Raw genomic sequence first — 23719 nt, forward strand, 5'->3', positions numbered from 1 at the left:
TTTGGTTTTATGTAAATGGTATTTTTCCCCCAATGATATAAGACTATACAAAAAAAGGAGATCAGATTAACTGAAGCTCCTTTGTAACTTTCATGGATCGACTCATAGTCTGCTTCCTTCTTTAAATGGCTCTGCTTGCACTTGAAGCTCTTTCAAAAATTCCTTACCGACCGTGGAAACGTATTGGTTTTTTAATTTGATGCAATAATAGGAGACTACGGGTTCCTTTGCAATGAGAGGCTTGCAAATAATGTCTTCCCTTTGAAAAAATGGATCGGTTTTCGTCGTCAGGCGAGTTTCAAATCCCAATGCCATTCCTTGCGAGATGAAATGTTTTTTTGTTTCATAGTTTTGGGATTGAACGAAGAAGTTAATTTTGTGAAATTCCTCAAATAGATAGGAATAAAATTTTTTTGTATCACTCAAATTGGTGGAGGCAACAATTGGATAGTTATATAAATCCTCCATGTAAACAATCTCTTTGCTAGCCAATTCCGAGTCCTTTCGAAAACAAACCATCATGGAGCTATCTGTAATGTGGGTTGTAGTAAGCAGTTTGTTTTCTTCATAGGAGGAGGGAAAGGAATAGATGACCCCGATGTCGACATCCCCATTCAAAACATCTTTTCGAACTTGCATCAGATGTGCTTCTTTGACATGAAGATGGACCTTCGGGAATTTTGTCGTAATCGCAGCCAAGGTTTTCGGGACGAGTGTTCGACAGATGCCTGGGACGATAGAGACGGATAGCTGTCCTTCGAACTCAGAAGAATCACATCTTGCCTCATTTTTGAATTCTTCGATGTGGTTTAATACTTCCTGAGCGCGTAAGATCAGCTTCCTTCCCACTTCAGTGGGCTCTAATCCAGTGCGTGAGCGTTCAAAAATTTTTACGCCGAGCTCTTCTTCCAAGCTGCTGATCGCAAGGCTTATACCTGGAGAAGACACAAAAAGTCGTTCGGCGGTGTTCGCAATCGATCCTGTTTTTGCTATTTCAGTTATGTAGATAAGCTGCTCGATACGCATAGCTTCACCCCAGTAACATTGATTTTCATGGAAAATGTGTTTAGGAATGCTTACTAATATGAGCCATTAATATTTACATAACGTACCTTTTCATTTCTAAACTTTAAAAATGGATAGTACAAGAATATCATGAACGTAAGATTTCGAACAATCAGAATTGTCACTTTAATAATAACGCTTCCAAGTTAATTTTGAAAGGAAGGAGGAGAGTTTCGTTTAAGCAAGGTTGGTAGCATCTGACAAAACTCGGTTCGAGTACACCAAAGAGGTGAGTCGTATGAAGGAAAAAAACATCCTGACCACGATTGAAAACAACATTTGCATCATCAAATTGAACAGGCCTGAAATTAGAAATCCTTTAACGGAAGCAGCATGGGAACTACTCGATACATTAAGGGAAATTCAATATGACGACCAAGTCAAAGCCGTTATCATCACAGGTACAGAACGTGCGTTTAGTGCTGGCGGTAATTTGGGTAACGTTCAGCGTGATACTTCGGATGCTTTTGCTACCCGTAAAAGAATGAAACAGTATTATGAACTGCTTCATATGATGAGAAAAGTGGAAAAGCCCATAATAGCTGCTGTAAATGGCGCCGCAGCAGGAGCAGGAGTCAGCCTGGCTTTAGCCTGTGACTTGGTTATTGCAGCCCGTTCCGCTTTTTTCATTCAAAGTTTCGTGAAAGTGGGGGCTCTTCCCGATTTCGGTGGGATTCATTTTTTGACACAATCATTGGGGCCTCACCGAGCTAAAGAACTTATGATGTTGGGAGAGCGCATCACGGCTGAACAAGCATACCAGATAGGGATGGTGAATGAAGTAGTCGATGATGGTATCTTGCTGGAGCGGGCATGCTCCATAGCCCAAAAGATTGCAGAGGGGCCGAGCTTGTCCATTGGACTGATCAAACAACTCGTTCACTATAGCGCGAATGTCAGTTTGGAAGAGTTTTTGGAGCTGGAAGCCTTTGGTCAAGGATTATGCTTTCAGACGGAAGATTTGAAAGAAGGAGTTACTGCCTTTTTTGAAAAACGGGCTCCACAATTTAAAGGGAAATGATAGGAGAGTTCCTTGTTGGTGAGGTGGGTCATCGTGAATATTGGGAGTTCACTTGTCAGAAACGCGAATATGATGCCGGATAGAGTCGCGATCGTCTATCAGGATCAGACATACACGTATGAACAGCTAAACCGAATCGTAAATCGCCTGGCACATGGTTTGCTTTCACTTGGCATCGCGAAAGATGAAAAGATATGCTTCATGATGAAAAACTCAGATATCTTCCCGATCGCTTTTTTTGCGGCCGCCAAGATTGGTGCTGTTACCGTTCCGATTAACGTTCGGCTGACGAAATCGGAAGCAGCATATCTCATCGATCATTCTGATGCCAAGCTGGTCATTTATGATGAGGAATATGGAGAGTTGATAGAACAGGCTCGATCTGCCAAGGTTGCTCATTGTATTGCTGTTCACCATGCACAAGCAGAAGGACATTTGTCGTTGCAACAGGTTCTGACTGAAAATGAAAATGAACCTGATATTGTAGTTGAACAGCATGATGATTCTCACATCCTGTATACATCCGGCACGACAGGAAGACCCAAGGGAGCTTTATTCGATCATTACCGAGCTATTTTGTTCGTATTTCATTCGCTTGGTATGAGTGGGGAAATAATGAATAGCCGCATCCTGCATTTCATGCCTTTCTTCCACGGTGCAGGCTTCAGTATCCTCTTCAAGGATTTATTTTTGGGCCAAACGCTTGTCATTCAACGAAAATTTGATCCTGTTGAAGTATTGAAAGCAATTGAGCAGTATAAAATTCAATCATTTATTGCCGTCCCAACGATGTATAACATGATGCTGCAAGTTCCAGATGCAGACCGATACGATTTATCCTCGATTGAAAGCCTAAGGTATGGGGGAGCACCTATGTCTCCCGAACTGATCAAGAGAAGCATGGAGCTGTTTAAGACGGATCAGTTTAACAATAGATGTGGTTTGACAGAAGGTGGTCCTTCCGGGATTTACTTATATCCGGAGGATCATAAGGAAAAACTCGGGACAAGCGGAAAGGCAAGATTTTTGACGGAAGCCAAAGTTGTTGACCAGCGTGGAAAAGAGGTCGCACCTGGAGAAATCGGGGAACTGATTCTGCGGAGCGAGATGGTTATGAAGGGCTACTATAAAAATCCAGAGGCTACTGCGCAGGCCATTCGTGATGGATGGCTGTACACGGGGGACTTGTGCTCTATTGATGAAGATGGGTTCATAACGCTTGTGGATCGCAAAAAGGATATGATTATTTCGGGCGGGAGCAACATCTATTCTGTGGAAGTGGAGAATATCTTGTACGCTTTTGATGGTGTATTAGAGGCAGCCGTGATCGGTGTTCCCGATGAGAAATGGGGTGAATCGGTCGCAGCCATTATCGTAGCAAAACCTGGTTGTACCATCGATAGGGCCGAGTTGATTGAATTTTGTCGAAAGCATCTCGCAGGCTACAAGATCCCTCGCAAAGTCATGTTTATGGACGTATTACCAAGAAATCCTTCCGGGAAAATCCTGAAGTATGAATTGCGAAGTCGTTACATGAATCATCCATCCGAATTTACTTTTCCCCAGTGATTGTGGAAACAAGCAATATATGGCCATGCAGGAAAGGATGTCTCCATGATAAGACATTCTTTTCTTCATTTGAGAGTTGTTTGCCGAAGGTTTGGACTCGCTTTATTCGAAACAGTTGGACAAATGGATGGAAGAACGATGTAAGGGTTTTTAAAGACCTGAGATATGGAAAGGAGCTGGTCGTATTGAAAAAGCCATGGCATGCCTTTTATCCACGAACGATCCCGTATGAAGTGGAAATTCCTTTGTGCTCAATCTACCATTTCCTGGAGCGAGCTGCCCAAGATTTCCCTCACCAGACAGCCGTGATCGAAGCGGATGTGGAGCTGACCTATTCCGAACTGAAACACGCAGTTGATCGGTTTGCCGCTGCTTTGTATCGACGTGGATGCAGGAAGGGAGATCGCTTGGGGATCATGCTATTCAATTGCAAGGAATACATCATCGCCTATTTCGCCGTTCAACGATTAGGGGGGATTGTCGTCCAACTAAACCCCATGTTTCAGCAGCGAGAATTGCAAATCATGTTGGATGATTCGGAGCCGAGCTGGCTGATTTGTGATAGCAGTCAGATTGAGAAACTAGAAAGTACCGGCTATCAAAAAAAGCTGACGATCATAACCACAGATGACAATCAAAATGGATATGCCTATTTCTATCAGTGGATCGAAGAACAAAACGATACACTCCCTCCTTTGCAAATCAATAGCAAGGAAGATATTGCCGTTTTACAGTACACAGGCGGAACGACAGGAACACCAAAAGGGGTTATGATTACGCATTTCAACACGGTAGCGAGCACATACCATACCTTTATCACAGACGAAGGGGCACTTCAACGTCCCGGTGAACGGTTTCTTGGTGTTTTCCCGATGTTCCATGGAGCAGGCTTGATGGTCATGATGTCCTCTATCTTCCATGCAGGTGCGTACATTCCCATCAGACATTTCCGCATCCACGAGGCACTTCCCATCATTCGCAAGTATCGACCCTCTCATCTTTCAGCGTCACCCACTGTCTTTGTAGCATTAGTGAACCATCCTGATTTTCGGGACGATGATTTGCGTACGCTGAAAATATGCAGATCAGGTGCTGCTCCGATCCCTTTGGAGGTGCTTCGAGCCTTTGAACAAAAGTCAGGCGTCCGTATTTCTGAAGTGTATGGACTTACAGAATCCAACGCAGTTATCGTTCGGGTATTTGGAAAAGGTGATCGAAAAACAGGGAGTGTAGGGATCCCGGTCCCTAATGCCGATGTGAAAATCGTGGATGTGGAAACGGGTTTAGAAGAACTGCCTCTAGGAGCTACAGGTGAAATTATCCTGAAAGGTCCGCAAATCATGAAAGGTTATTGGAAAAAACCAGAAGAGACTGCACAAACGATACGTGATGGATGGCTCTACACGGGTGACACCGGCATGCTGGATGAAGATGGCTTCTTGTATGTAGTCGGAAGGAAAAAGGAAATGATCATCGCTGGAGGATACAATATTTATCCCAACGAGATTGATGAGGTTCTATACCAGCATCCAGCGGTTGCAGAAGCGTGTACATTCGGTATCCCGGATGCCTACCGAGGAGAAACCGTCAAAGCAGCCATTGTTGTGAAGAAAGACCATTCGCTGACAGAAGAAGAAATTGTGCATTGGTGCAAAGAACGGCTGGCGAAATACAAAGTGCCTAGATTGATCGAATTCAGGGAACAATTGCCGAAATCGGCAGTGGGCAAAATATTACGCCGTACATTGGTTGAGGAAAATCGTAGCCATTAATATTTACTTAATGTACCTTTAGCGTTCTAAACTTTATTAAATACAAGCATAAATTTATTATTAATTTAAAGATTCAAATTATTCATAAATATTTTGAGCTACTTCACCATTTTACAAAGGAGGCGAGACTATTGGGTAAAAAAGTAAAAGTAATCGGCGTAAATATGATACCGTTTACAAAACCTGGGGCACACGAGCCCTATGAAGTTATGGCAGCGAAAGCAGTAAAAGGTGCACTGGAAGATGCGGGAATTAACTATTCCGAAATCCAGCAAGCCTATGCCAGCTATGTATACGGTGACAGCACGTGTGGCCAAAGAGCGTTGTATTTGGTAGGGATGACAGGGATTCCTATTTTTAATATCAATAACAACTGCTCCTCCGGTTCCAATGCCCTGTTCCTGGCACGACAAGCAGTAGAGTCTGGAACCGTAGAGTGCGCATTGGCTGTAGGCTTTGAAGAAATGAAGCCTGGCGCATTGAAATCCCATTGGGATGATCGAACGCCGGCAACAGGCTGGTTGCAGGATCGCTTGAAGGAATTGTGGCCGGAAGTGCCGCAAGCACCGAATGCAATCCGGTTGTTTGGTTCGGCGGGTAAGGAGTATCTGGAGAAGTACGGGGCGAATCCCGACATTTTTGCAAAAGTTTCCGTGAAAACAAGGAATCATGCCGTTCAAAATCCGTACTCGCTCTTTACACAAAAGCTGACAGTGGAAGAGGTCATGAGTGCGCCGGAGCTGATGCCTACATTGACTCGCCTCATGGCCTGCCCACCAACCTGCGGAGCGGCAGCGGCTATTGTATGCAGTGAGGAATTTGCCAAAAAACACGGTATTTCCAACGCGGTCGAGATTGTGGGGCAAGCGCTGACAACGGATATGAACGTCAGTTACGACAATATCCTCAATCTGGTGGGTGCCGATATGACACGTCGTGCTGCTAAACAGGTCTATGAGGCAGCAGGCATCGGTCCAGAAGAAGTCGATGTTCTGGAGCTCCATGACTGCTTCACCCCAAATGAGGTCATTACCTATGAGAGCCTGGGGATATGCGAAGAAGGTGGAGCAGAGAAATTTATCAATGACGGCAGTAACACATACGGTGGCAAAGTAGTGGTCAACCCTTCAGGTGGATTGATGTCAAAAGGACACCCCATCGGGGCAACAGGTCTGGCGCAGTGCACGGAGCTAGTCTGGCAGCTACGCGGGCAAGCACAGAAACGGCAAGTGGACAATGCAAGAGTCGCCTTGCAGCACAACTTGGGTCTTGGTGGCGCTTGCGTCGTAACCATGTATCGAGTTGGATAATAACGAGTTGGATAATAACGAGTTGGATAATAACGAAATGGAAGGAAGAGTGGATATGACGAAAATGTTGGAAAACCAAGTAGCAATCGTTACAGGGGCAGGACGCGGAATTGGCCGTGAGACGGCATTGGTATTGGCTGAAAATGGAGCGCGAGTCGTTGTGGCAGATCGAGACGAAGAACCGGCAGCAGAAGTCGTTTCTACGATCAAGGATCTCGGAAGCGATGCGATCGCATTTTGCGGAAACGTAACAGATCCAGCCTATCCGAAACAATTGGTAGATGCGACGATCTCAGCCTTTGGTCGACTGGATATTATCGTGAATAACGCTGGCTATTGCATTGACGGCCTGCTTCATAAAATGACGGACGAAGCGTTCCAGGCGATGCTGGACATCCACTTGATCGCTCCCTTCCGCTTGATTCGTGAGGCATCTCCATACATGCGCGATGTCGCCAAAAAAGAGATCGAGCAAGGCATCGTTCATCACCGCAAGATTATCAATGTTTCCTCAGGTTCTGGAGTAAGAGGAAACATGGGTCAAGCTAACTATTCTTCAGCAAAAGCAGGTGTTATCGGATTAACCAAAGTCGTAGCGAAAGAGTGGGGGCAATTCAATATCAACAGCAATGCAGTCGCTTTTGGTTTCATTGATACTCGTCTTACACGTCCAAAAGAAGAGGGTCTGGTCGTCAACGGCGAGGCCGCGGGCATTCCAGAGAAAGTACGGCAGAAGCTAATTAGCAACATTCCTCAACAGCGCGTTGGCAGCGCAAGGGAAGCAGCCGAAAGCATTTTATTCCTCGCATCCCCATTGTCCAACTATATCAATGGACAAGTGCTTGGAGTAAACGGAGGTTCCTTGACGTAATCATTTCGTCCAATTTATGTAGATGAGGTGAATGAACATGTCACATGTGAAAGATTTGATCGGTCTGGAGTTTAAACCGTACACCATGACAGTAGAAAAAGGAAAAATAAAAGAATTGGCCCTCGCCATTGGTGATGACAACCCGATCTATTACGATCTGGAGGCTGCCAAAAAAGAAGGTTACGCTGGCATTCCGATTCCGCCAACTTTTTTGCAAGTCATTGACTTATGGGGCGGCATGGGTTCCGTCGAAAAAATGGAGAAGCTGGGATTAAAACTGGCGAGAGTTTTGCATGGACAGCAATCCTACGAATACGTGGGTGACATTCTCGCGGGAGATGTGCTGTCTGTCACGAGTAAGGTTGTGGATGCAGAAACGAAAACCGGAAGCACCGGTTCGATGGATTTGGTCACCTCTGAAAATCAGTATCGAAACCAGCGAGGCGAACTGGTAGCCATTACGCGAAACACGATCGTGCATCGTCATTAATGAGGCATGAGAAGAAAGGAGAACGACATGATATTTTATGAGGATGTAAGCGAAGGATATGAGTTCCCCATTCTGGAAAAAGAACCGATCACCCGCGTGCAACTCGTTCGATTTGCAGGTGCTTCCGGCGATTTTCACCCGCTCCATTTGGTGGAAGAGTTTGCAGAAAAAGCCGGAATGAAGATCATCGCTCACGGTATGCTAGTCATGGGGATGCTGTCCCAAGGAGTCACTTCCTGGGTTACTCGAAAAAACGTTCAGAAGATTCAAGTTCGTTTCAGTAAAATGACACTGCCTGGCGAATCGATCCAGATTGTTGGGAAAGTGTTGGAAAAAAAGCCGGACAATACCGTAGTGGGAGAAGTACTGGCAAAGAATAAGGAAGGCGAAGTCAAAGTTTCAGGCATTTTTGAAGCCAAATTGCCCTCCAGGTAGTAGATAAGGCTGTGTATCCTAACTGACCGGATTGAGTGCCGTGAAAACTGGTTGCAATTTTCGCCTTTCACGGCTCTCAAAGACGGTCTTTCCTATATGTGCCTACTCACGAATCATGATTGGGAGGATGATATGATGTCAAGCCCATCAACTTCAACTACACGAACTACTTTTGATTTATGGAAAAGAGAAAGACGTTTTCTTACAGATGAACATGAGATGTTCCGAACGTCCTTGCAAAAATTTCTCGAAAAAGAAGCAGTCCCTAATATTGAAAAATGGGAAGAAGAAAAATACACGCCACGAGAATTTTATCAAAAGCTGGGTGCTCAAGGGTTTCTTTGTCCACAAATAAAGCCAGAATACGGCGGGCTTGGCCTCGACTTTGGTTTCAATCTCGTCTTGGCGGAGGAGTTAAACCGTGTTGGCGTAGGCACACTGGCTAGCACGAGCTCTTCGATTATCGTCCCTTATCTCGAGCGCTTCGGAAACGAAGAGCAAAAGAAAAAATACTTGCCGAAATGTGTAAGCGGAGAAATCACGACTTCGGTAGCGATGACAGAGCCTGGAATCGGCTCGGACTTGGCCAGTATGAGTACCATGGCTATTCGTGATGGCGATCACTATATCGTAAACGGACAGAAAACCTTTATCTCCAACGGAATCAATGCATCGCTGTTTTTCGTTGCAGTCAAAACAGATCCAAAAGCAACTCCAGCCCGGAAAGGCATCAGCATCCTCTTGGTGGATGCGGATACACCCGGATTTTCCCGCGGTCGTAAATTGAAAAAGCTGGGTCAGCATTCAACAGATACCGTTGAGTTGATTTTTGAGGATGCACGAGTTCCCGTTGCAAATCTGTTAGGAGAAGAAGGCCAAGGCTTCTACTACTTGATGGAAAAATTGCAACAGGAACGGCTCTTGATTGCTTTGGGTGCATTGGTCGTAGCAGAAGAGATGCTCAAGACAACCATGAGCTATGTGAAGGAAAGACAGGCTTTTGGGAGACCGATCAGTTCCTTTCAGAACACGCAATTTGAGATCGCGGAAATGGCAACCGAATTAAAAATGGCACAGACCTTCCTGGATAATTTAACCGAAAAACATATGCAAGGTGATAATATCGTGACCCAAATTTCCATGGCAAAATGGTTCATTACCGAAATGGCAAGGAAGATGTCAGCCCGCTGCTTGCAGCTTCATGGCGGATACGGCTTCATGGAAGAATATCCGATCGCCCGTCGTTACCGAGATGTTGCTGTGATGCCGATCTATGGGGGGACAACGGAAATTATGAAAAATATTATCGCCAAAAACCTCGGTTTGTAAATGACTATCATCTACTAAAATCAGAAATGGAGGATGAGTATGAGATTTGCAGGCAAAGTCGCGATCGTTACCGGTTCAGGTAAAGGAATTGGCAAGACGATTGCTCAAAAACTGGTTCAGGAAGGAGCACTTCTTACCGTAACGGATGTCAATAAGCAAACATGCGAAGAGACTGCGCTGCAAATCAATCAGGCGGGTGGAAGGGCAATCGCAGTAGAGGCAGATGTTTCCAAGGCGAAGGATACACGAAGGATTGTTGACAAGACAATCGAGGCCTATGGAAGAATCGACATTCTCGTGAATAACGCTGGATTTGTGAAAGATGCGCGAATCAATGACATGGAAGAGAATGATTGGGATTCTGTCATCGATGTTTGTTTGAAGGGCGCTTTTTTATGCTCCAAATATGTGTCTTCTCATATGATCGAGCAAAATTACGGGAAAATCGTCAATATTTCCTCGCGAGCACATTTAGGTAATCCCGGTCAGGCAAACTACTCCTCGGCCAAGGCTGGAATCGTCGGATTAACACGCGCTCTGGCCAAAGAATTAGGAAAAAACAACATTACTGTCAATGCAATTGCACCCGGTCTTATTGAAACGGATGCACTCCTATACCATCCCAAATATGAAAAAATCAAAGAGCTTCAAAAGAAAGTTACGCCCATACAACGGATTGGATTACCGGAGGATGTGGCGAATGCCGTTTTGTTTTTTGCATCAGATGAATCCTCATATATCTCCGGTGATCTACTGCACGTCTCCGGCGGAAGATTTGGTTGAGAAGGAGGAACTGAACATGGCTCTCGTATTATCCGATGAACAAACGATGATTAAGGACACCCTTCGAAGATTTTTGGATAAGGAAATACACCCCATGGTTGATGATTACGAGAAATCAGGAAAAGCGGTATCAAAAGACATCGTGAAAAAATTGGTGCCATTTGGGTTTCTGGGAGGACTGCTGCCTGAGGAAGCAGGTGGTAACGGACTCGATTACACAACCTACTTTACTATGATCGAAGAATTGTCCAGAGTGTGGCCATCCTTGCGTGCGACAGTGGGACTATCGAATTCGGTACTGACTCATATCTATGAATACGGAACAGAAGAGCAACGAAGAAAATTTTTACTACCATTAATGAGCGGTGATAAATTTGGCTTTTTTGCCCTGACAGAACCAAATGTGGGATCGGACACATCGAGCATTCAAACTCGTGCAGAACGCAGGGGAGACAAGTGGGTGATTAACGGCTCCAAGATGTTTATTACGAATGGGCTGGAAGGAGAAATCGGGATCGTCATCGCACAAACCGATAAATCCAAAGGAAATGACGGGATTGCCGCTTTTATCGTAGAAAAAGGGATCTCTCATTATCAAACCAAGCCCATTGAAAAAATGGGCACAGTGAGTTGTCCATTTGCTGAGTTGATTTTTGAAGATTGTGAGATTCCGGCAGAGAATTTGCTAGGAAAAGTAGGGGATGGATTACGACAGGGACTAAAATTTCTCAATAGCGCTCGTGCTATGGTTGCCTTTATATCGACAGGCATTGCCCAAGCGTGTATAGACTCTTCTGTGAGGTATGCCAAAGAACGGGTGCAATTTGGAAAACCGATTGGAGGCTTTCAGCTCATTCAAGCAAAAATCAGTGAAATGGTAACGCTGACGAACGCGATGCGCTTGTTGGGTCTTCAAGCCAGCCATCTGCTGGATCAAGGAAAGCCGTGCAAACTGGAATGCTCGATGGCGAAATACTTCGCGACAGAAAAGGTGCTCAAAGTGGCGGAAGAAGCCTTGCAAATCCATGGCGGCTACGGGTACACAAAAGAGTTTCCGGTCGAACGCTATTACCGTGATATTCGTTATTTTACGATCGCCGAAGGAACCAATGAGATTCAAAAACTGATTATTGGACGAGAAATTTTAGGGATCTCCGCTTTTTCTTGATCGTCTGTAAGAGTGGTAAAAGTGCCGACAGAAAGCTCTGTCGGCTTTTTGGTGTTTTTTTACTTCGTCTAGGAGATGATTCCTTGCCGATAGAGTTCCCCAACAGCGTGAGATCGGTTGTTTGCACCTGTTTTTTGAATGGCGGATTTCACGTACTGTTTTACGGTCAACTCACTGATATTCATCGAATCAGCCATTTCCTTTGTACTTTGTCCCCACGCGATTCTCTGCATGACTTCCAGTTCTCTCTTGCTTAATGAAGAAGAATTTTCTGCACCCTGAAAATCTTCAATAACCCTGCCGACGAGTTTGCCATATAGAGTGGCAGATGTAAGGAGATCTTCATCAATAGTCGCTCCTATATGAAATTGTTTGGAGGATATTAAGCCAATGACGACAGAGCCGTAGCAAATGGGGGAAACTAAAAGAGCATGATCATTGGAGGAATGAGCGTAATTGCTACTGGTTTGTTTGAAAAATTCGATGCCAGAACAGTACTTGGCTTTTCTTTCACGGATGACTCCCTGCAAAATATTGTATGACCGAGCATCATCCCGTTTTTCCCGTATATGACTTAATCCTTTTGAAGAAAGGGATATAATTCCTTCTGCAAAATATCCAATAGGCGAATATCGATATAACGAGGCATCCTGGACTGGAAATAACTCCATATAGAGCTCAAGAATTTTATATAATTTTTCTTCATGATTCGTTATGGCATCCAGCTTTCGAACTAGTTCTTCAATGGTATAGATTGCAGTCACTTTGTCATCTCCTTTTGGGGGAATCTATATACGACAAAATGGGAATATTCCAATTATACAGAAAAAGATAGGCTTTAGATAGAGAGAAAGCATACATGATAGCAAGGGAAGGATGGAAGTTTTGTGGCAAATTTAGATCCAAGAGCAAAAGTTTATTTGGACAGGATTAACCAATTACCGCCTCTCCATAAGTTAGAACCGCAAGCAGTGAGAGATTTATTCGCACAGATCCCTCCTGTCGAGGTAAAGCTCGCACCACTCGCAAAAGTGGAGGACAAGCGGATTCCTGTTGGAGCGGAAGGCGAAATAACCATCAGGATTTACACACCAGAAGGACAAGGTCCGTTTCCACTTTTTATCTATTATCACGGTGGAGGTTGGGTAATCGGTGATCTTGAAACCGTAGATGCCAGTTGTCGAATGCTGGCTTATCAAACGGGAAGAATCATCGTTTCTGTCGACTATCGTCTAGCTCCAGAGCATAAGTTCCCTGTTCCCGTCGCAGATTCCTATGCAGCGTTAAAGTGGGTGAGTGAAAATGCTTCCTCTATGAATGGAAGCGCTTCTGATTTGGTCATAGGCGGTGATAGTGCAGGAGGGAATCTTGCCGCTGTGCTCTCGCTTCTTGCTAGAGACCAAAACGGTCCTGCAATAAAGGCGCAGGTCCTCATTTACCCAGTAACGGACATGCGCTTTGACTCTTCGTCTTACATGGAATTTCAAGAAGGATTTGGTCTGAATCGGGACCTGATGATTTGGTTTTCCAACCATTATATCAATCATGAGTATGATAAAAGCAATCCGTATGTCGCTCCACTTTCAGCAAGTGATTTGAGCAATCTACCTCCAGCGATCGTGATTACCGCTGAATGTGATGTTCTGCGCGATGAGGGGAAGGCTTATGCCGAACGCTTGAAGAATGCAGGGGTAAAGGTTGAATCGATTTGTGAGAAAGGCTTGGTACACGGGTATTTTGCGAATATGGCTATATTTCCGGAGCGTATAAAAGCAACGATTTCTCGTATAACAGAATTTTTGCATAAGATCGATCAGATTATCACCAAGTAGGATAGGGGGGTGTATCAATGTTGAAGGGAAAGCTACTCATTTTCTCACTGACTACTGTCCTGACAACGCTGTCCTTTTCTGTTAGTAATGCTGCTTTAAAAGCTCCTGCTCAGGCTAGCACCATCGTGCCCTTGGCGAAGCAAGGAACGGTATCAACCAAACAGTCACGTGAGAATTTAGCGTACAGCCTGGGTATCCAAGCGTACATTTACGGTTATCCTCTTGTAACCATGGAGATGAAGAAGCGGAATGCTATACAAAACAAAAGGCCTTTAAATCAGTTTTTTCATCATCAAACGCTACCTGCTGCTGATTATCGGGGCGTAGTTTCCCCCAATCACGATACGCTGTACTCGGCTGCCTATCTTGACCTTACCCAAGGTCCTCTGGTCCTGCACGTACCTGATTTCGGAAAACGATATTATACCATCCAATTGATGGACGCATGGACAAATTCCTTTGACTACATCGGGACGAGAACGACAGGCACAAAAGAAGGCGACTATGTGATCGTTGGACCAACGTGGGAAGGTGACCTGCCAGATAATAGGAAAGTTATCAAGTCCCCGACCAATACAGTGCTCGCTGGTGGACGTATTTTAATAGATGGGGAGAATGACATACCGAATGTAACAGAACTTCAAAAGCAGATGACGATTACACCCCTTGTCCAATCTGCGCAGACCAGTTCTTCCACAAATGTACCTGCTGCTTTATTCGACGATCAGGACCCGCTGTCGTTTTTTCGTATGCTGACCAACTCCATGAAAGCCAATCAGCCTGCTCCAGTGGATGAGGCTCACGTCAAGCAATTTGAACACATTGGTATATCAGCTACCGGTAATTTTAATGAAACTGCGCTTGATGAAGCCACTCTGGCGGGGTTAAGACGAGCTGTAAAAGATGGGGAAGAAATCATTGCAACGGCAAGTGTTGGCAAAGGACAAGGAGAAAATGGATGGAGCCTCAACCTCGATTACGGAACTTATGGAGTTGATTACTTGAAGAGAGCTGTCGTAGCTCGTACGGCTTTTGGTGCCAACATCCCGAGTGAAAGCGTATATCAAAGAACGGCTGTGGATGACAATGGGGACCCATTAACCGGAGAGAATCGTTATGTCATTCACTTTGCAAAAGATAACCTTCCTCCTGTCGAGGCTTTCTGGTCACTAACCCTGTATGGAGCAGATTACTACTTCGTACCAAACCATATCAATCGTTATGCACTTGGCGACCGCACGAGGGAGCTGAAATACAATGCAGACGGCTCTCTTGATATCTACCTCCAGAAAGAACCGCCAGCAGGAAAAGAATCGAACTGGCTGCCGACGCCAGAAGGAGACTTTAACTTGATGCTCAGAATGTATTTGCCAAAGCCAATTGTCCTGGAAGGCAAATACGAAATTCCCACGGTGAAAAAAGTAAGCAGACAATAAGCAAAGGGGGAAGTGCTTGTGAAAAAGGCAGGTCTGTTCATTACAGCACTGAGTGTATTGACTTCAATGGCGACGGGTAGTGCTTATGCAAAAGAAAACAGGCAATACCAAGCAGGAATGGTTCAGTCACAAGCTTCGGCCGCACCAAATACAGTACCACTCGTGCAAGCTCCCTTCCGTACCAATTTGGCGTACAGTGTAGGCGTTGATGCTTACATATACGGCTATACCCTGGTTGAAATGGCAAGAACCATGCAGACATACACGGAAAAAACCCCATTGAACACATTCCATCATGACAAGCTGCTAGCTGATGCCAGTTTCAGGGATTTTGTTACACCAAACAATGACACATTGTACTCAAGTGCATGGCTTGATTTATCAAAGGGACCACAAGTGTTGCGTTATCCCAAAATCGACCGTTACTTCACTCTGCAAATGATGGATGCCTACAGTAACTCCTTCCATTATATCGGCGGTTCCAATCTAGATGACTATCAAGGTGGAAAGGTTGTGATTGTGGGACCAGAGTGGAAAGGAAAGCTGCCAAGTGATGTGGAGGTCATCAGAGCGCCAACGGATATGCTCTGGCTTCTGGGGAGAACATCTGTCAATGGCGAAAAAGATTTGCCCAATGTTTATAAAATTCAGGAGGAGTATACATTAGCACCCTTGGATGCCAAACAGAAACCGGGTTCGATCCATCTACCCAAAATTCAATTGGGTGACTTCGATGATCCGTCAAAATTTTATCCGTTACTCGCCCAATTGATGAAGCTCAACCCACCGCCACAAAAGGATGAGGCTTTTCTAAGCAAGCTTGAGTTCATAGGCTTGGATTACCAGGCAGGGACATTTCACGCAAACAATGATCCAGTGGTTATGGAGGGCTTGACGAAAGCGGTAAAAGATGCAAAAGAGATCATAAAGAATTCCATGAGTATTCTCCAAAGACCCAACAATGGAAATTGGCGGGTAAACAATGAACGAGTGGGTATTTATGATACCTACTATTTAAACAGAGCAATGATTGCCAAGCGTGGACTTGCAGCCAATACGGCAAAAGAAGCTGTATACGCAACAACCCGTGTGGATGGTGATGGGAATCCTTTGGTCGGTCAGAAAAAATACGTGATTCATTTTGAGAAAGATCAGATCCCACAGACAAAATCGTTCTGGTCGCTCAGTATATATGATTCCGATAATCACTTCATCGATAATCCGATGAATCGCTATTCGATTGGAGATCGCACGGAAGGGCTGAAATACAATGAGGATGGTTCGTTAGATATCTACATTCAAAGCACACCACCGGAGGGCAAAGAATCTAACTGGCTACCATCGCCTACCTCAACGACAGCCCCGAATTTTAGTTTGGTCTTAAGAATCTACACCCCAGATGAGTCTTTACAGGAAAATACCTTTGTCGTACCGGCTGTGAAAGTAGTGAATGAGTAAACATGAGGAGGTTGGAACAAAAATGACATTTACTCAGCACAAATCCCAGAAGAATGCGAATACCGACTTCGACGCGGTGATCATCGGCGCAGGATTCTCGGGGCTATACATGCTCTATCGTTTGCGTGAAGCAGGATTTTCTGTGCAAGCTTACGATGCCGCTCCAGATGTTGGTGGTGTCTGGTATGCAAATCGTTATCCCGGAGCGAAATGCGACTCGGAAAGCATCATTTACAATTACATGTTCTCCGAGGAGCTCTATCAGGAATGGACATGGTCCTCCAGATACCCGGAGCAGGCAGAAATTCTGAGTTATCTCAACTATGTGGCGGACAAGTTCGATTTGCGGCGTGACATCCAGTTCAATACGCGCATGACGGCGGCCCATTACGATGAGGTGAATAACAGGTGGCGACTCCAGACGGAAGACGGCACGCATATAACGGCGACGTACTTTATTACGGGCGTCGGTAATCTCTCGTCCTCCAATATCCCCAAATTTAAGGGATTGGATAGCTTTGAAGGCGATTGGTACCATACCGGACACTGGCCACTTGAAAAGGTAGAATTCAAAGAAAAGCGCGTCGGAGTGATCGGTACAGGTTCGAGTGGTATCCAGTCCATCCCGGTCATTGCAGAAGAAGCAGGTCATCTTTTCGTCTTTCAGCGGACACCTGGGTATTGTACGCCAGCGAGAAACCACGCCTATGATCCTGAGTTCATCCGCCAAACGAAAGCAAACTATAGCGAGATTAAGCGGCAAACGCGTGAATCTGCGACCGGCTATCTGCACAAATTGATCCATGATCGATCCGCGCTGGCAGATTCTCCAGAAGAACGCCAGCGGGAATACCAAAAGGTTTGGGATCGGGGAGGATTTGGGTTAGGTACAACTTACAATGACTTGATCATTAACCCGACAGCTAATGAAACGGTCGCCGAATTCATTCGCAGCAAGATCGGTGAGACCGTAAAAGACCCCAAAACAGCGGAGCTTTTGAAACCAACTTATTATTTCGCTGCGAAAAGGCCTGTTCTGGACACCAATTATTATGAGACCTATAACCGCGACAATGTCACATTAGTTGATGTAAAGAGTACTCCAATTACAGAGATAACACCCAAGGGAATCAAAACGACGGAAGAGGAGTATGCACTGGATATCCTCGTTTTTGCAACCGGTTACGATGCGATGACAGGGCCGTTATTCAAGATCGATATTCGTGGAAAAGACGGAATCTCCCTGAAGGAAAAATGGGCTGGAGGTCCCCAAACCAGAACGTACCTAGGCATCGCAAACGCTGGTTTCCCGAACATGTTTATGATTACGGGTCCCGAGAGTCCCTCCTCTCTGTCAAACGTTCCTGTTTCCATTGAGCAGCATGTGGAATGGATTGGCGATTGCCTGGAATATTTGCGCGAGCATGGGATTACAACCATAGAGGCGAAAGCCGAGGCAGAGGAGGCTTGGAGCGCGCATTGCAGAGAAGTGGCCGATGCGACACTCTACACGAAAACAGATTCATGGTATACAGGTGCAAATATTGAGGGTAAACCACGTGGATTCCTCATCTATGTAGGCGGTGTTGGAGCCTACCGCAAAATATGCGACGAGGTCGCAGCCAAAGGCTATGAGGGCTTCTCCTTAACCCCTATGTCGGCTAAAGAAACCATTTCATAAAAAGACGCAACATTCCAAACAAAAGGAGATGAATAGCATGTCCAAAGTACGAGCTGTACCGCAGGAAAACGTGGCTACTTTCCTTTTTGACACCAAACAAATGCTGATCAACGGCGAATGGGTTCCTTCTCTCTCCGGTAAAATCTATGAATCTATCAATCCAGCAAATGGTGAGGTGATCGCCAAAATCTATGAAGGAGACGAGGCAGATGTAGATCGGGCAGTGCGTGCAGCAAGAACAGCATGTAACGGGCCATGGTCAAAAACATCCCCTGTAGAACGAACACTACTCCTCCATAAGCTTGCAGATTTGCTGGAACAACGTGCTGAAGAATTTGCCTATCTCGAAACGCTGGATGGCGGTAACACGATTACGCTTACTCGTCATGCATTCGTCCCAAGCGCCGTGGCTCACTTGCGCTATTATGCAGGCTGGGCGACCAAATTAACGGGACAAACGATACCCCTTACATCAGGCGGAAATTTTCATGCCTATACAATTAGAGTGCCATTAGGTGTTTGCGGACAAATTACGCCATGGAACTATCCTTTGCTGGGGACAGTCTGGAAGTTAGCCGCTCCGCTCGCTGCAGGGAATACCGTGATTTTGAAGCCTTCCCAGCAAACATCCTTGACGACCTTGCTGCTTGGTGAGCTGATTATGGAAGCAGGTTTCCCCGCGGGTGTGGTGAACATTGTAACAGGTTCTGGCCGTAAAATCGGGGAAGCGATCGCGAATCACCCTGATATTGACAAAATCGGTTTCACAGGGTCGACGGAAGTGGGCAAAGGAATCATGAGAAAATCCGCTGACACCTTGAAAAAAATCACTTTGGAATTAGGGGGAAAATCACCAAACATTATTTTTGCGGATGCTGACCTGGATAAAGCGATACAAGGTGCGTTTCTTGGGATGTTTACGAACCAGGGGCAAATCTGTGTGGCAGGGACTCGTCTCTATGTTGAAAAGCCAGTCTTTCAACAGGTCACAGCTAAATTGGTTGAAATGGCACAAAAAATGAAAGTTGGGAACCCTCTAGACCCAGCTACACAGATGGGGCCACTGATTTCCAAAGAGCACTTGCAAACTGTGAAAAATTATATTGAAATCGCCAAAAAAGAAGGAGCTACCGTTTTAACAGGCGGAAACATTCTACAAGAAGGCGAGCTGGCGGTCGGAAACTATTTGGAGCCTACCATCCTTACTGATCTCGAAGAAAATTGTACGGCTGTAAAAGAGGAGATATTCGGCCCGGTCTTGTGCGTCATGCCTTTTGAACAGATAGAGGAAGTCATTGAAAGAGCGAACGAAACCGAATACGGATTGGCTGCAGGTATATGGACGCAAAATTTGACGACCGCGCATAAGGTCAGCAATGCGTTAGAAGCAGGGACTGTCTGGGTAAATACGTACCTGAAGTCGGATAACGCTCTTCCCTTCGGAGGACATAAGCAAAGCGGGATTGGATCAGAAATGGGTTATCAAGGTATAGAAGCTTACACCAAAACGAAAAGTGTCTTAATCAGCCTCGATTAAATGAATCAAAATCATACCAGGGGGTAAACAGAATGAAGGCACTCGTACTCGTAGATAAGCAGAAATGTGAAGTGAAAAATGTTCAAGATCCCACACCTGATAAAGACGGGATTCTCATTAACGTCATGGCAAACGGAGTATGTCGGAGTGACTGGCATTTTTGGCTGCATGGACAACCAGCGAACCGTATTTTGGGTCATGAATTCTGCGGTATCGTGGAAGAAGTGGGAAGGGAAGTGACCCATTTTAAAAAGGGAGATCGGGTAGTTGTTCCATTTATCGGAAGTGATGGAACGTGCCCTTATTGTCTCAGTGGGAAGTCAAACCTGTGTGACTCTCGGTCATTCCCCGGAATGTCTTATGATGGCGGCTATGCAGAATACGTCGCGGTTCCAAAAGCAGATCGAAATGTTATCCATTTGCCAGAAGAAATTGGTTTCCTTGATGCTTCGGCCTTGGGTTGCCGCTTCATGACCGCATTCCATGGACTAGTCGATCGGGCTCAAGTTATGCCTGGAGAATGGGTTGTCATTTACGGATGTGGTGGCCTTGGGCTTTCTGCAATTAACATTGCCTCGGCTATGGGGGCAAACGTGATCGGTGTGGACATTCATGATACGAATTTAGTGTTAGCCAAGCAGATGGGGGCAGCTTATACCATTAACAGCCGTAAAACGAACCCCGTTGAAGCCATCATGGAACTCACGAAGGGTGGAGCGGACGTGTCAGTAGATGCACTGGGGCATTCCGAGACATGCGTCAACTCAATCCTCAGTCTCAAAAAAGACGGCCGCCACTTGCAAGGGGGGATTGTTACACATGATGGTGGAAATGTTACGATCCCAGTAACGGATATGGTCAAGAAAGAGATTCGCTTCCTTTCTACCTTTGGCATGCCGGTTCATGGTTACTCTTCTTTGCTTTCTTTTGTGTTGCAAGGAAAACTGGCTCCTAGCAAAATGGTGAATCGCGAAGTGTCTCTTTCAGAAGTGAATGACATTTTCGAAGGGATGACACAAAATACGCTTACTGGAACATTTGTTGTCACAAAATTCGAATAAGACAAGCCAGTCATTGCAAACATGAGGAAGAGTCTGCTGGTCATTACAGCAGACTCTTTTTAGTGAAGTTATTTATAGAAATTTCTGATTTATCATCCAAGACCGATGGTGTATAGTAAATGAAAAGGAATCAATAATGAAACGTTCCGCTCGCCCGTTTCTGGTATCTACCTAGTCTCTACAAGCTTGGTTTTTATCACAATGGTCCTCATGATGGTAGTGACCATCATGTTGCTGGCACCGAATTAAAACGTCGAATGGAAATCCGGCGTTTTTTGTTTTTTGTGTGACCAATGTGCTCCTATTTTGCATGAAAAGGGTATAATAAATTGGCAAAAGCCAATCGATAAAAGGAGATACAATGACAGACAAAAAAGCAACAATCGAACCGGGATGGAACTTCGATAACAGCTATACAACGCTGCCAAAATCATTCTTCTCTAGGCTCAATCCACCTCCTGTACGATCACCGAAGCTAGCCATTCTCAATGAACGTTTGGCAAAATCGCTAGGGCTGAATGTCGAAGCTCTGCAAAGCGAAGAAATCATACCCATGCTCGCAGGAAATAAAACCCCGGAAGGCGCTATGCCTCTCGCTCAAGCATATGCGGGGCATCAATTTGGCCATTTTACCATGCTGGGCGACGGTCGTGCTCTCCTGCTTGGCGAGCAAATTACGCCTACAGGCGAGCGCTTTGATATCCAACTGAAAGGTTCAGGCAGAACACCTTATTCACGCGGCGGCGATGGTAGAGCAGCCCTTGGCCCGATGCTGCGCGAATACATCATTAGCGAGGCCATGCATGGACTCGGAATTCCTACTACTCGGAGCCTTGCGGTAGTGACAACCGGCGAGTCTATTTACCGCGAAGCCGAGCTGCCTGGTGCCATTTTGACGCGTGTCGCAGCCAGTCATATCAGAGTAGGCACGTTCCAATTCGCGGCAAGATTTTGTTCCATTGAAGATCTCCGCGCGTTAGCTGATTATACGTTACAAAGACATTTTCCAGAGAACCATGCAGAGGAAAACCGCTATCTCCTCCTATTGAAGGGAGTCATCCAGCGTCAGGCTATGTTGATAGCCAAGTGGCAACTCGTAGGCTTTATTCACGGGGTCATGAACACCGACAACATGGCGATCAGCGGCGAAACCATTGATTACGGTCCTTGCGCTTTCATGGACACGTATGATCCTGCTACTGTATTTAGCTCCATTGATGTTCAGGGCCGCTATGCTTACGGAAATCAGCCGTACATAGCCGTATGGAATCTTTCCCGTTTTGCGGAAACCTTATTGCCTTTGTTGCATGACAACGAAGCGCAGGCTGTGAAAATGGCCGAAGATGCCCTTGCCGAATTCAGCAAGCTGTATCATAGCAATTGGCTCACTGGAATGCGGGCAAAGCTCGGATTGTTTAACGAAGAGGAACAAGACGAGGCGTTGATCGAAGGTCTGCTCAACATGATGAAGGAGAATCATGCAGACTATACGAATACATTCCGTGCTTTTACGCTGAATCAACCAGAAGATAGCGTGCTGTTTGGTACGTGCGAATTCCCGGAATGGCATGAGCAGTGGAAAGCGCGACTAACGAGACAGCCAGAAGACCCCGCTGCGGTACAACAGTTAATGAAAAAGAGTAATCCGGCAGTCATCCCTCGCAACCATCGTGTAGAAGAGGCATTGGAAGCTGCGTGGAAAGAGGGCGACTACACGGTGATGGAACGGCTCCTGGCAGTCCTTTCTGATCCATATGCTTACACTCCTGAACAGGTAGAATACACGACTTTACCAGCGGAATCGGCACGTCCTTACCAAACGTTTTGCGGTACGTGATAGCATGGAATCAGAGTCCAACGATCTTTCACACGTTGGACTCTTTTTTCATATGTCCGATCCGCGCTAAAATATGGAAAAGCATCATAGTAAAAAGGAGCAATCGATTTATGGATAAAAAAGCAAAGCAAATCTTGATGAAAACATTTTGGAGCAGTAAAGGCTGGAACAGTGCTCCGTACGATTTTTCGGGAGAAGATTTTGAATACGCCAAAAGCAAAGGACTCATGTTTGACCCGTTAACGATCAGTCACGAGGAGTGCATAGACAAAATCATTGCTCTGCATGAAAAAGTGACGAAAGAACAAGTCGCCGCAGCATTTTTGCACAGTCTCTCGACGCGAAAGGTGTACCTGCGCAGCGCCATGTCTAGTTGGGCTTTGACTCAGTCTTTGACAGCCCATTCGTTCGAAAGTAACGTCGGCAAATATATAAATCCAGAAAACGGCACCTATTTCGCTATGTACGGAGACTGCCATCTTTGCGACCGCTACCATATGGCAAGTCGAGAGCAGTATACGAATGAAGATTTGAATGTATTGAATTTCGAAAGAATCAAGTGGGGCGGTATCCGTCTAAATTACCTTTTGTACGTCATGCTTGATCTGGAGCTAGTAAGCAAAGAAGAAAATCTTTCGGTACAGGAAGAAGATGTAGCCATCCTCCGTCAGGTGCTAGCCATCATCGCGAGCAGTGAACCAACTGATGCCGCCCGTCAATTGGAGAAGCGCCTCCATGGTGTCTTTCCATCTAGCAAAAACGAACGGGATGTGTTCATGGAAATTCTTGCATCCGCTGGAATCTTGGCTCCAAGCAAGGACCGACCAGGGCGTGGAGGGAAGAACGACTTTTTCGCCGTCGTGAATTGGCGGGGGGAAGATAGCTACTCCGAGCAAGCTGTCCAGAACTTCTTTGGTCCGTGGCTGTAAAGAACGGAAAATCTAGGAACAAAGAAGGGTGCCATCTATACGCGAAGTGTGTATAATATTGGAAAAGCATGTCGAAAAGTTTGTTTTTATTGAAAGGAGGTGAGATATAAGTGAAAAAGAAATTAATCGTCTTGT

20 protein-coding genes are annotated in these 23719 nt (G+C 45.5%); 18 read left to right on the top strand and 2 right to left on the bottom strand.

All coding sequences use genetic code 11. The features are described from left to right. Positions 1 to 102: 102 nt before the first annotated feature. The gene (locus tag HP568_RS17400) at positions 103 to 1026 is read right to left on the bottom strand and encodes a LysR family transcriptional regulator (RefSeq protein ID WP_173629758.1); all 924 of its coding nucleotides are present in this window, start codon (positions 1024 to 1026) and stop codon (positions 103 to 105) included. A 277-nt stretch (positions 1027 to 1303) separates the two neighbouring features. Between HP568_RS17400 and HP568_RS17405 the strand changes: the two genes are divergently transcribed. From HP568_RS17405 to HP568_RS17450, 10 genes are all read left to right on the top strand, one after another. Next, complete coding sequence (locus tag HP568_RS17405; RefSeq protein ID WP_048032918.1) at positions 1304 to 2086, top strand: enoyl-CoA hydratase/isomerase family protein; 783 nt, start codon at positions 1304 to 1306, stop codon at positions 2084 to 2086. Between the two features lie 33 nt (positions 2087 to 2119). Further along, positions 2120 to 3655, top strand: a complete 1536-nt coding sequence (locus HP568_RS17410) for a long-chain-fatty-acid--CoA ligase (RefSeq protein ID WP_173629759.1) — start codon at positions 2120 to 2122, stop codon at positions 3653 to 3655. A gap of 185 nt (positions 3656 to 3840) precedes the next feature. Continuing rightward, entirely contained in the window at positions 3841 to 5427 is a 1587-nt protein-coding gene (locus HP568_RS17415; RefSeq protein ID WP_048032919.1) for a long-chain-fatty-acid--CoA ligase, read from the top strand. 131 nt (positions 5428 to 5558) lie between these two features. Further along, entirely contained in the window at positions 5559 to 6737 is a 1179-nt protein-coding gene (locus tag HP568_RS17420; RefSeq protein ID WP_082195929.1) for a lipid-transfer protein, read from the top strand. 55 nt (positions 6738 to 6792) lie between these two features. After that, positions 6793 to 7608 (top strand): SDR family NAD(P)-dependent oxidoreductase, encoded by an 816-nt coding sequence (locus HP568_RS17425; protein WP_048032920.1) that lies wholly within the window; start codon positions 6793 to 6795, stop codon positions 7606 to 7608. A 37-nt stretch (positions 7609 to 7645) separates the two neighbouring features. Continuing rightward, on the top strand, positions 7646 to 8098 hold the full coding sequence (locus tag HP568_RS17430) for a MaoC family dehydratase N-terminal domain-containing protein (protein ID WP_173629760.1): 453 nt from the start codon (positions 7646 to 7648) through the stop codon (positions 8096 to 8098). Between the two features lie 27 nt (positions 8099 to 8125). Further along, the gene (locus tag HP568_RS17435; protein ID WP_048032922.1) at positions 8126 to 8533 is read left to right on the top strand and encodes a MaoC/PaaZ C-terminal domain-containing protein; all 408 of its coding nucleotides are present in this window, start codon (positions 8126 to 8128) and stop codon (positions 8531 to 8533) included. Positions 8534 to 8668: 135 nt separating this feature from the next. Beyond that, positions 8669 to 9862 (top strand): acyl-CoA dehydrogenase family protein, encoded by a 1194-nt coding sequence (locus HP568_RS17440; RefSeq protein WP_375154938.1) that lies wholly within the window; start codon positions 8669 to 8671, stop codon positions 9860 to 9862. A gap of 39 nt (positions 9863 to 9901) precedes the next feature. Beyond that, positions 9902 to 10645, top strand: coding sequence for an SDR family NAD(P)-dependent oxidoreductase (locus HP568_RS17445; protein ID WP_217366643.1), 744 nt, complete (start codon positions 9902 to 9904; stop codon positions 10643 to 10645). A 16-nt stretch (positions 10646 to 10661) separates the two neighbouring features. Next, positions 10662 to 11813 carry an acyl-CoA dehydrogenase family protein gene (locus tag HP568_RS17450; RefSeq protein WP_048032925.1) on the top strand — a complete coding sequence of 384 codons (1152 nt, stop codon included), beginning with the start codon at positions 10662 to 10664 and terminating at the stop codon, positions 11811 to 11813. A gap of 68 nt (positions 11814 to 11881) precedes the next feature. Here the strand turns inward: HP568_RS17450 and HP568_RS17455 are convergent, their stop codons facing one another. Then, positions 11882 to 12577 (bottom strand): response regulator transcription factor, encoded by a 696-nt coding sequence (locus HP568_RS17455; RefSeq protein WP_048032926.1) that lies wholly within the window; start codon positions 12575 to 12577, stop codon positions 11882 to 11884. A gap of 123 nt (positions 12578 to 12700) precedes the next feature. Between HP568_RS17455 and HP568_RS17460 the strand changes: the two genes are divergently transcribed. From HP568_RS17460 to HP568_RS17495, 8 genes are all read left to right on the top strand, one after another. Then, complete coding sequence (locus tag HP568_RS17460; RefSeq protein WP_048032927.1) at positions 12701 to 13645, top strand: alpha/beta hydrolase; 945 nt, start codon at positions 12701 to 12703, stop codon at positions 13643 to 13645. A gap of 17 nt (positions 13646 to 13662) precedes the next feature. Then, positions 13663 to 15081 (top strand): DUF1254 domain-containing protein, encoded by a 1419-nt coding sequence (locus HP568_RS17465; RefSeq protein ID WP_173629763.1) that lies wholly within the window; start codon positions 13663 to 13665, stop codon positions 15079 to 15081. An 18-nt stretch (positions 15082 to 15099) separates the two neighbouring features. Next, complete coding sequence (locus HP568_RS17470) at positions 15100 to 16539, top strand: DUF1254 domain-containing protein (RefSeq protein ID WP_173629764.1); 1440 nt, start codon at positions 15100 to 15102, stop codon at positions 16537 to 16539. Then, on the top strand, positions 16532 to 18220 hold the full coding sequence (locus HP568_RS17475) for a flavin-containing monooxygenase (RefSeq protein WP_305852942.1): 1689 nt from the start codon (positions 16532 to 16534) through the stop codon (positions 18218 to 18220). Before HP568_RS17470 ends, HP568_RS17475 begins: the two co-directional genes overlap by 8 nt. Before the next feature lie 37 nt (positions 18221 to 18257). Continuing rightward, a complete protein-coding gene (locus tag HP568_RS17480; protein ID WP_173629765.1) occupies positions 18258 to 19757 on the top strand; it encodes an aldehyde dehydrogenase family protein in 1500 nt (499 codons plus the stop codon). A gap of 32 nt (positions 19758 to 19789) precedes the next feature. After that, positions 19790 to 20818 (top strand): alcohol dehydrogenase catalytic domain-containing protein, encoded by a 1029-nt coding sequence (locus HP568_RS17485; RefSeq protein ID WP_173629766.1) that lies wholly within the window; start codon positions 19790 to 19792, stop codon positions 20816 to 20818. Between the two features lie 361 nt (positions 20819 to 21179). Beyond that, the gene (locus tag HP568_RS17490) at positions 21180 to 22655 is read left to right on the top strand and encodes a protein adenylyltransferase SelO (RefSeq protein ID WP_173629767.1); all 1476 of its coding nucleotides are present in this window, start codon (positions 21180 to 21182) and stop codon (positions 22653 to 22655) included. A gap of 110 nt (positions 22656 to 22765) precedes the next feature. Then, entirely contained in the window at positions 22766 to 23584 is an 819-nt protein-coding gene (locus HP568_RS17495) for a hypothetical protein (RefSeq protein ID WP_173629768.1), read from the top strand. Positions 23585 to 23719 lie beyond the last annotated feature (135 nt).

Origin of the sequence: Brevibacillus sp. MS2.2 (assembly GCF_013284345.1) — a bacterium.
In the GTDB taxonomy this organism is placed as follows: Bacteria; Bacillota; Bacilli; order Brevibacillales; family Brevibacillaceae; genus Brevibacillus; species Brevibacillus brevis_C.

Excerpts from the sequence above, each read along its gene's own strand:
- HP568_RS17425 (WP_048032920.1), top strand. The coding sequence starts at position 6,793 with ATGACGAAAATGTTGGAAAACCAAGTAGCAATCGTTACAGGGGCAGGA.
- HP568_RS17475 (WP_305852942.1), top strand. The coding sequence starts at position 16,532 with ATGAGTAAACATGAGGAGGTTGGAACAAAAATGACATTTACTCAGCAC.
- HP568_RS17405 (WP_048032918.1), top strand. The coding sequence starts at position 1,304 with ATGAAGGAAAAAAACATCCTGACCACGATTGAAAACAACATTTGCATC.
- HP568_RS17490 (WP_173629767.1), top strand. The coding sequence starts at position 21,180 with ATGACAGACAAAAAAGCAACAATCGAACCGGGATGGAACTTCGATAAC.
- HP568_RS17485 (WP_173629766.1), top strand. The coding sequence starts at position 19,790 with ATGAAGGCACTCGTACTCGTAGATAAGCAGAAATGTGAAGTGAAAAAT.
- HP568_RS17465 (WP_173629763.1), top strand. The coding sequence starts at position 13,663 with ATGTTGAAGGGAAAGCTACTCATTTTCTCACTGACTACTGTCCTGACA.
- HP568_RS17450 (WP_048032925.1), top strand. The coding sequence starts at position 10,662 with ATGGCTCTCGTATTATCCGATGAACAAACGATGATTAAGGACACCCTT.
- HP568_RS17480 (WP_173629765.1), top strand. The coding sequence starts at position 18,258 with ATGTCCAAAGTACGAGCTGTACCGCAGGAAAACGTGGCTACTTTCCTT.
- HP568_RS17495 (WP_173629768.1), top strand. The coding sequence starts at position 22,766 with ATGGATAAAAAAGCAAAGCAAATCTTGATGAAAACATTTTGGAGCAGT.
- HP568_RS17435 (WP_048032922.1), top strand. The coding sequence starts at position 8,126 with ATGATATTTTATGAGGATGTAAGCGAAGGATATGAGTTCCCCATTCTG.
- HP568_RS17400 (WP_173629758.1), bottom strand. The coding sequence starts at position 1,026 with ATGCGTATCGAGCAGCTTATCTACATAACTGAAATAGCAAAAACAGGA.
- HP568_RS17430 (WP_173629760.1), top strand. The coding sequence starts at position 7,646 with ATGTCACATGTGAAAGATTTGATCGGTCTGGAGTTTAAACCGTACACC.
- HP568_RS17445 (WP_217366643.1), top strand. The coding sequence starts at position 9,902 with ATGAGATTTGCAGGCAAAGTCGCGATCGTTACCGGTTCAGGTAAAGGA.
- HP568_RS17440 (WP_375154938.1), top strand. The coding sequence starts at position 8,669 with ATGTCAAGCCCATCAACTTCAACTACACGAACTACTTTTGATTTATGG.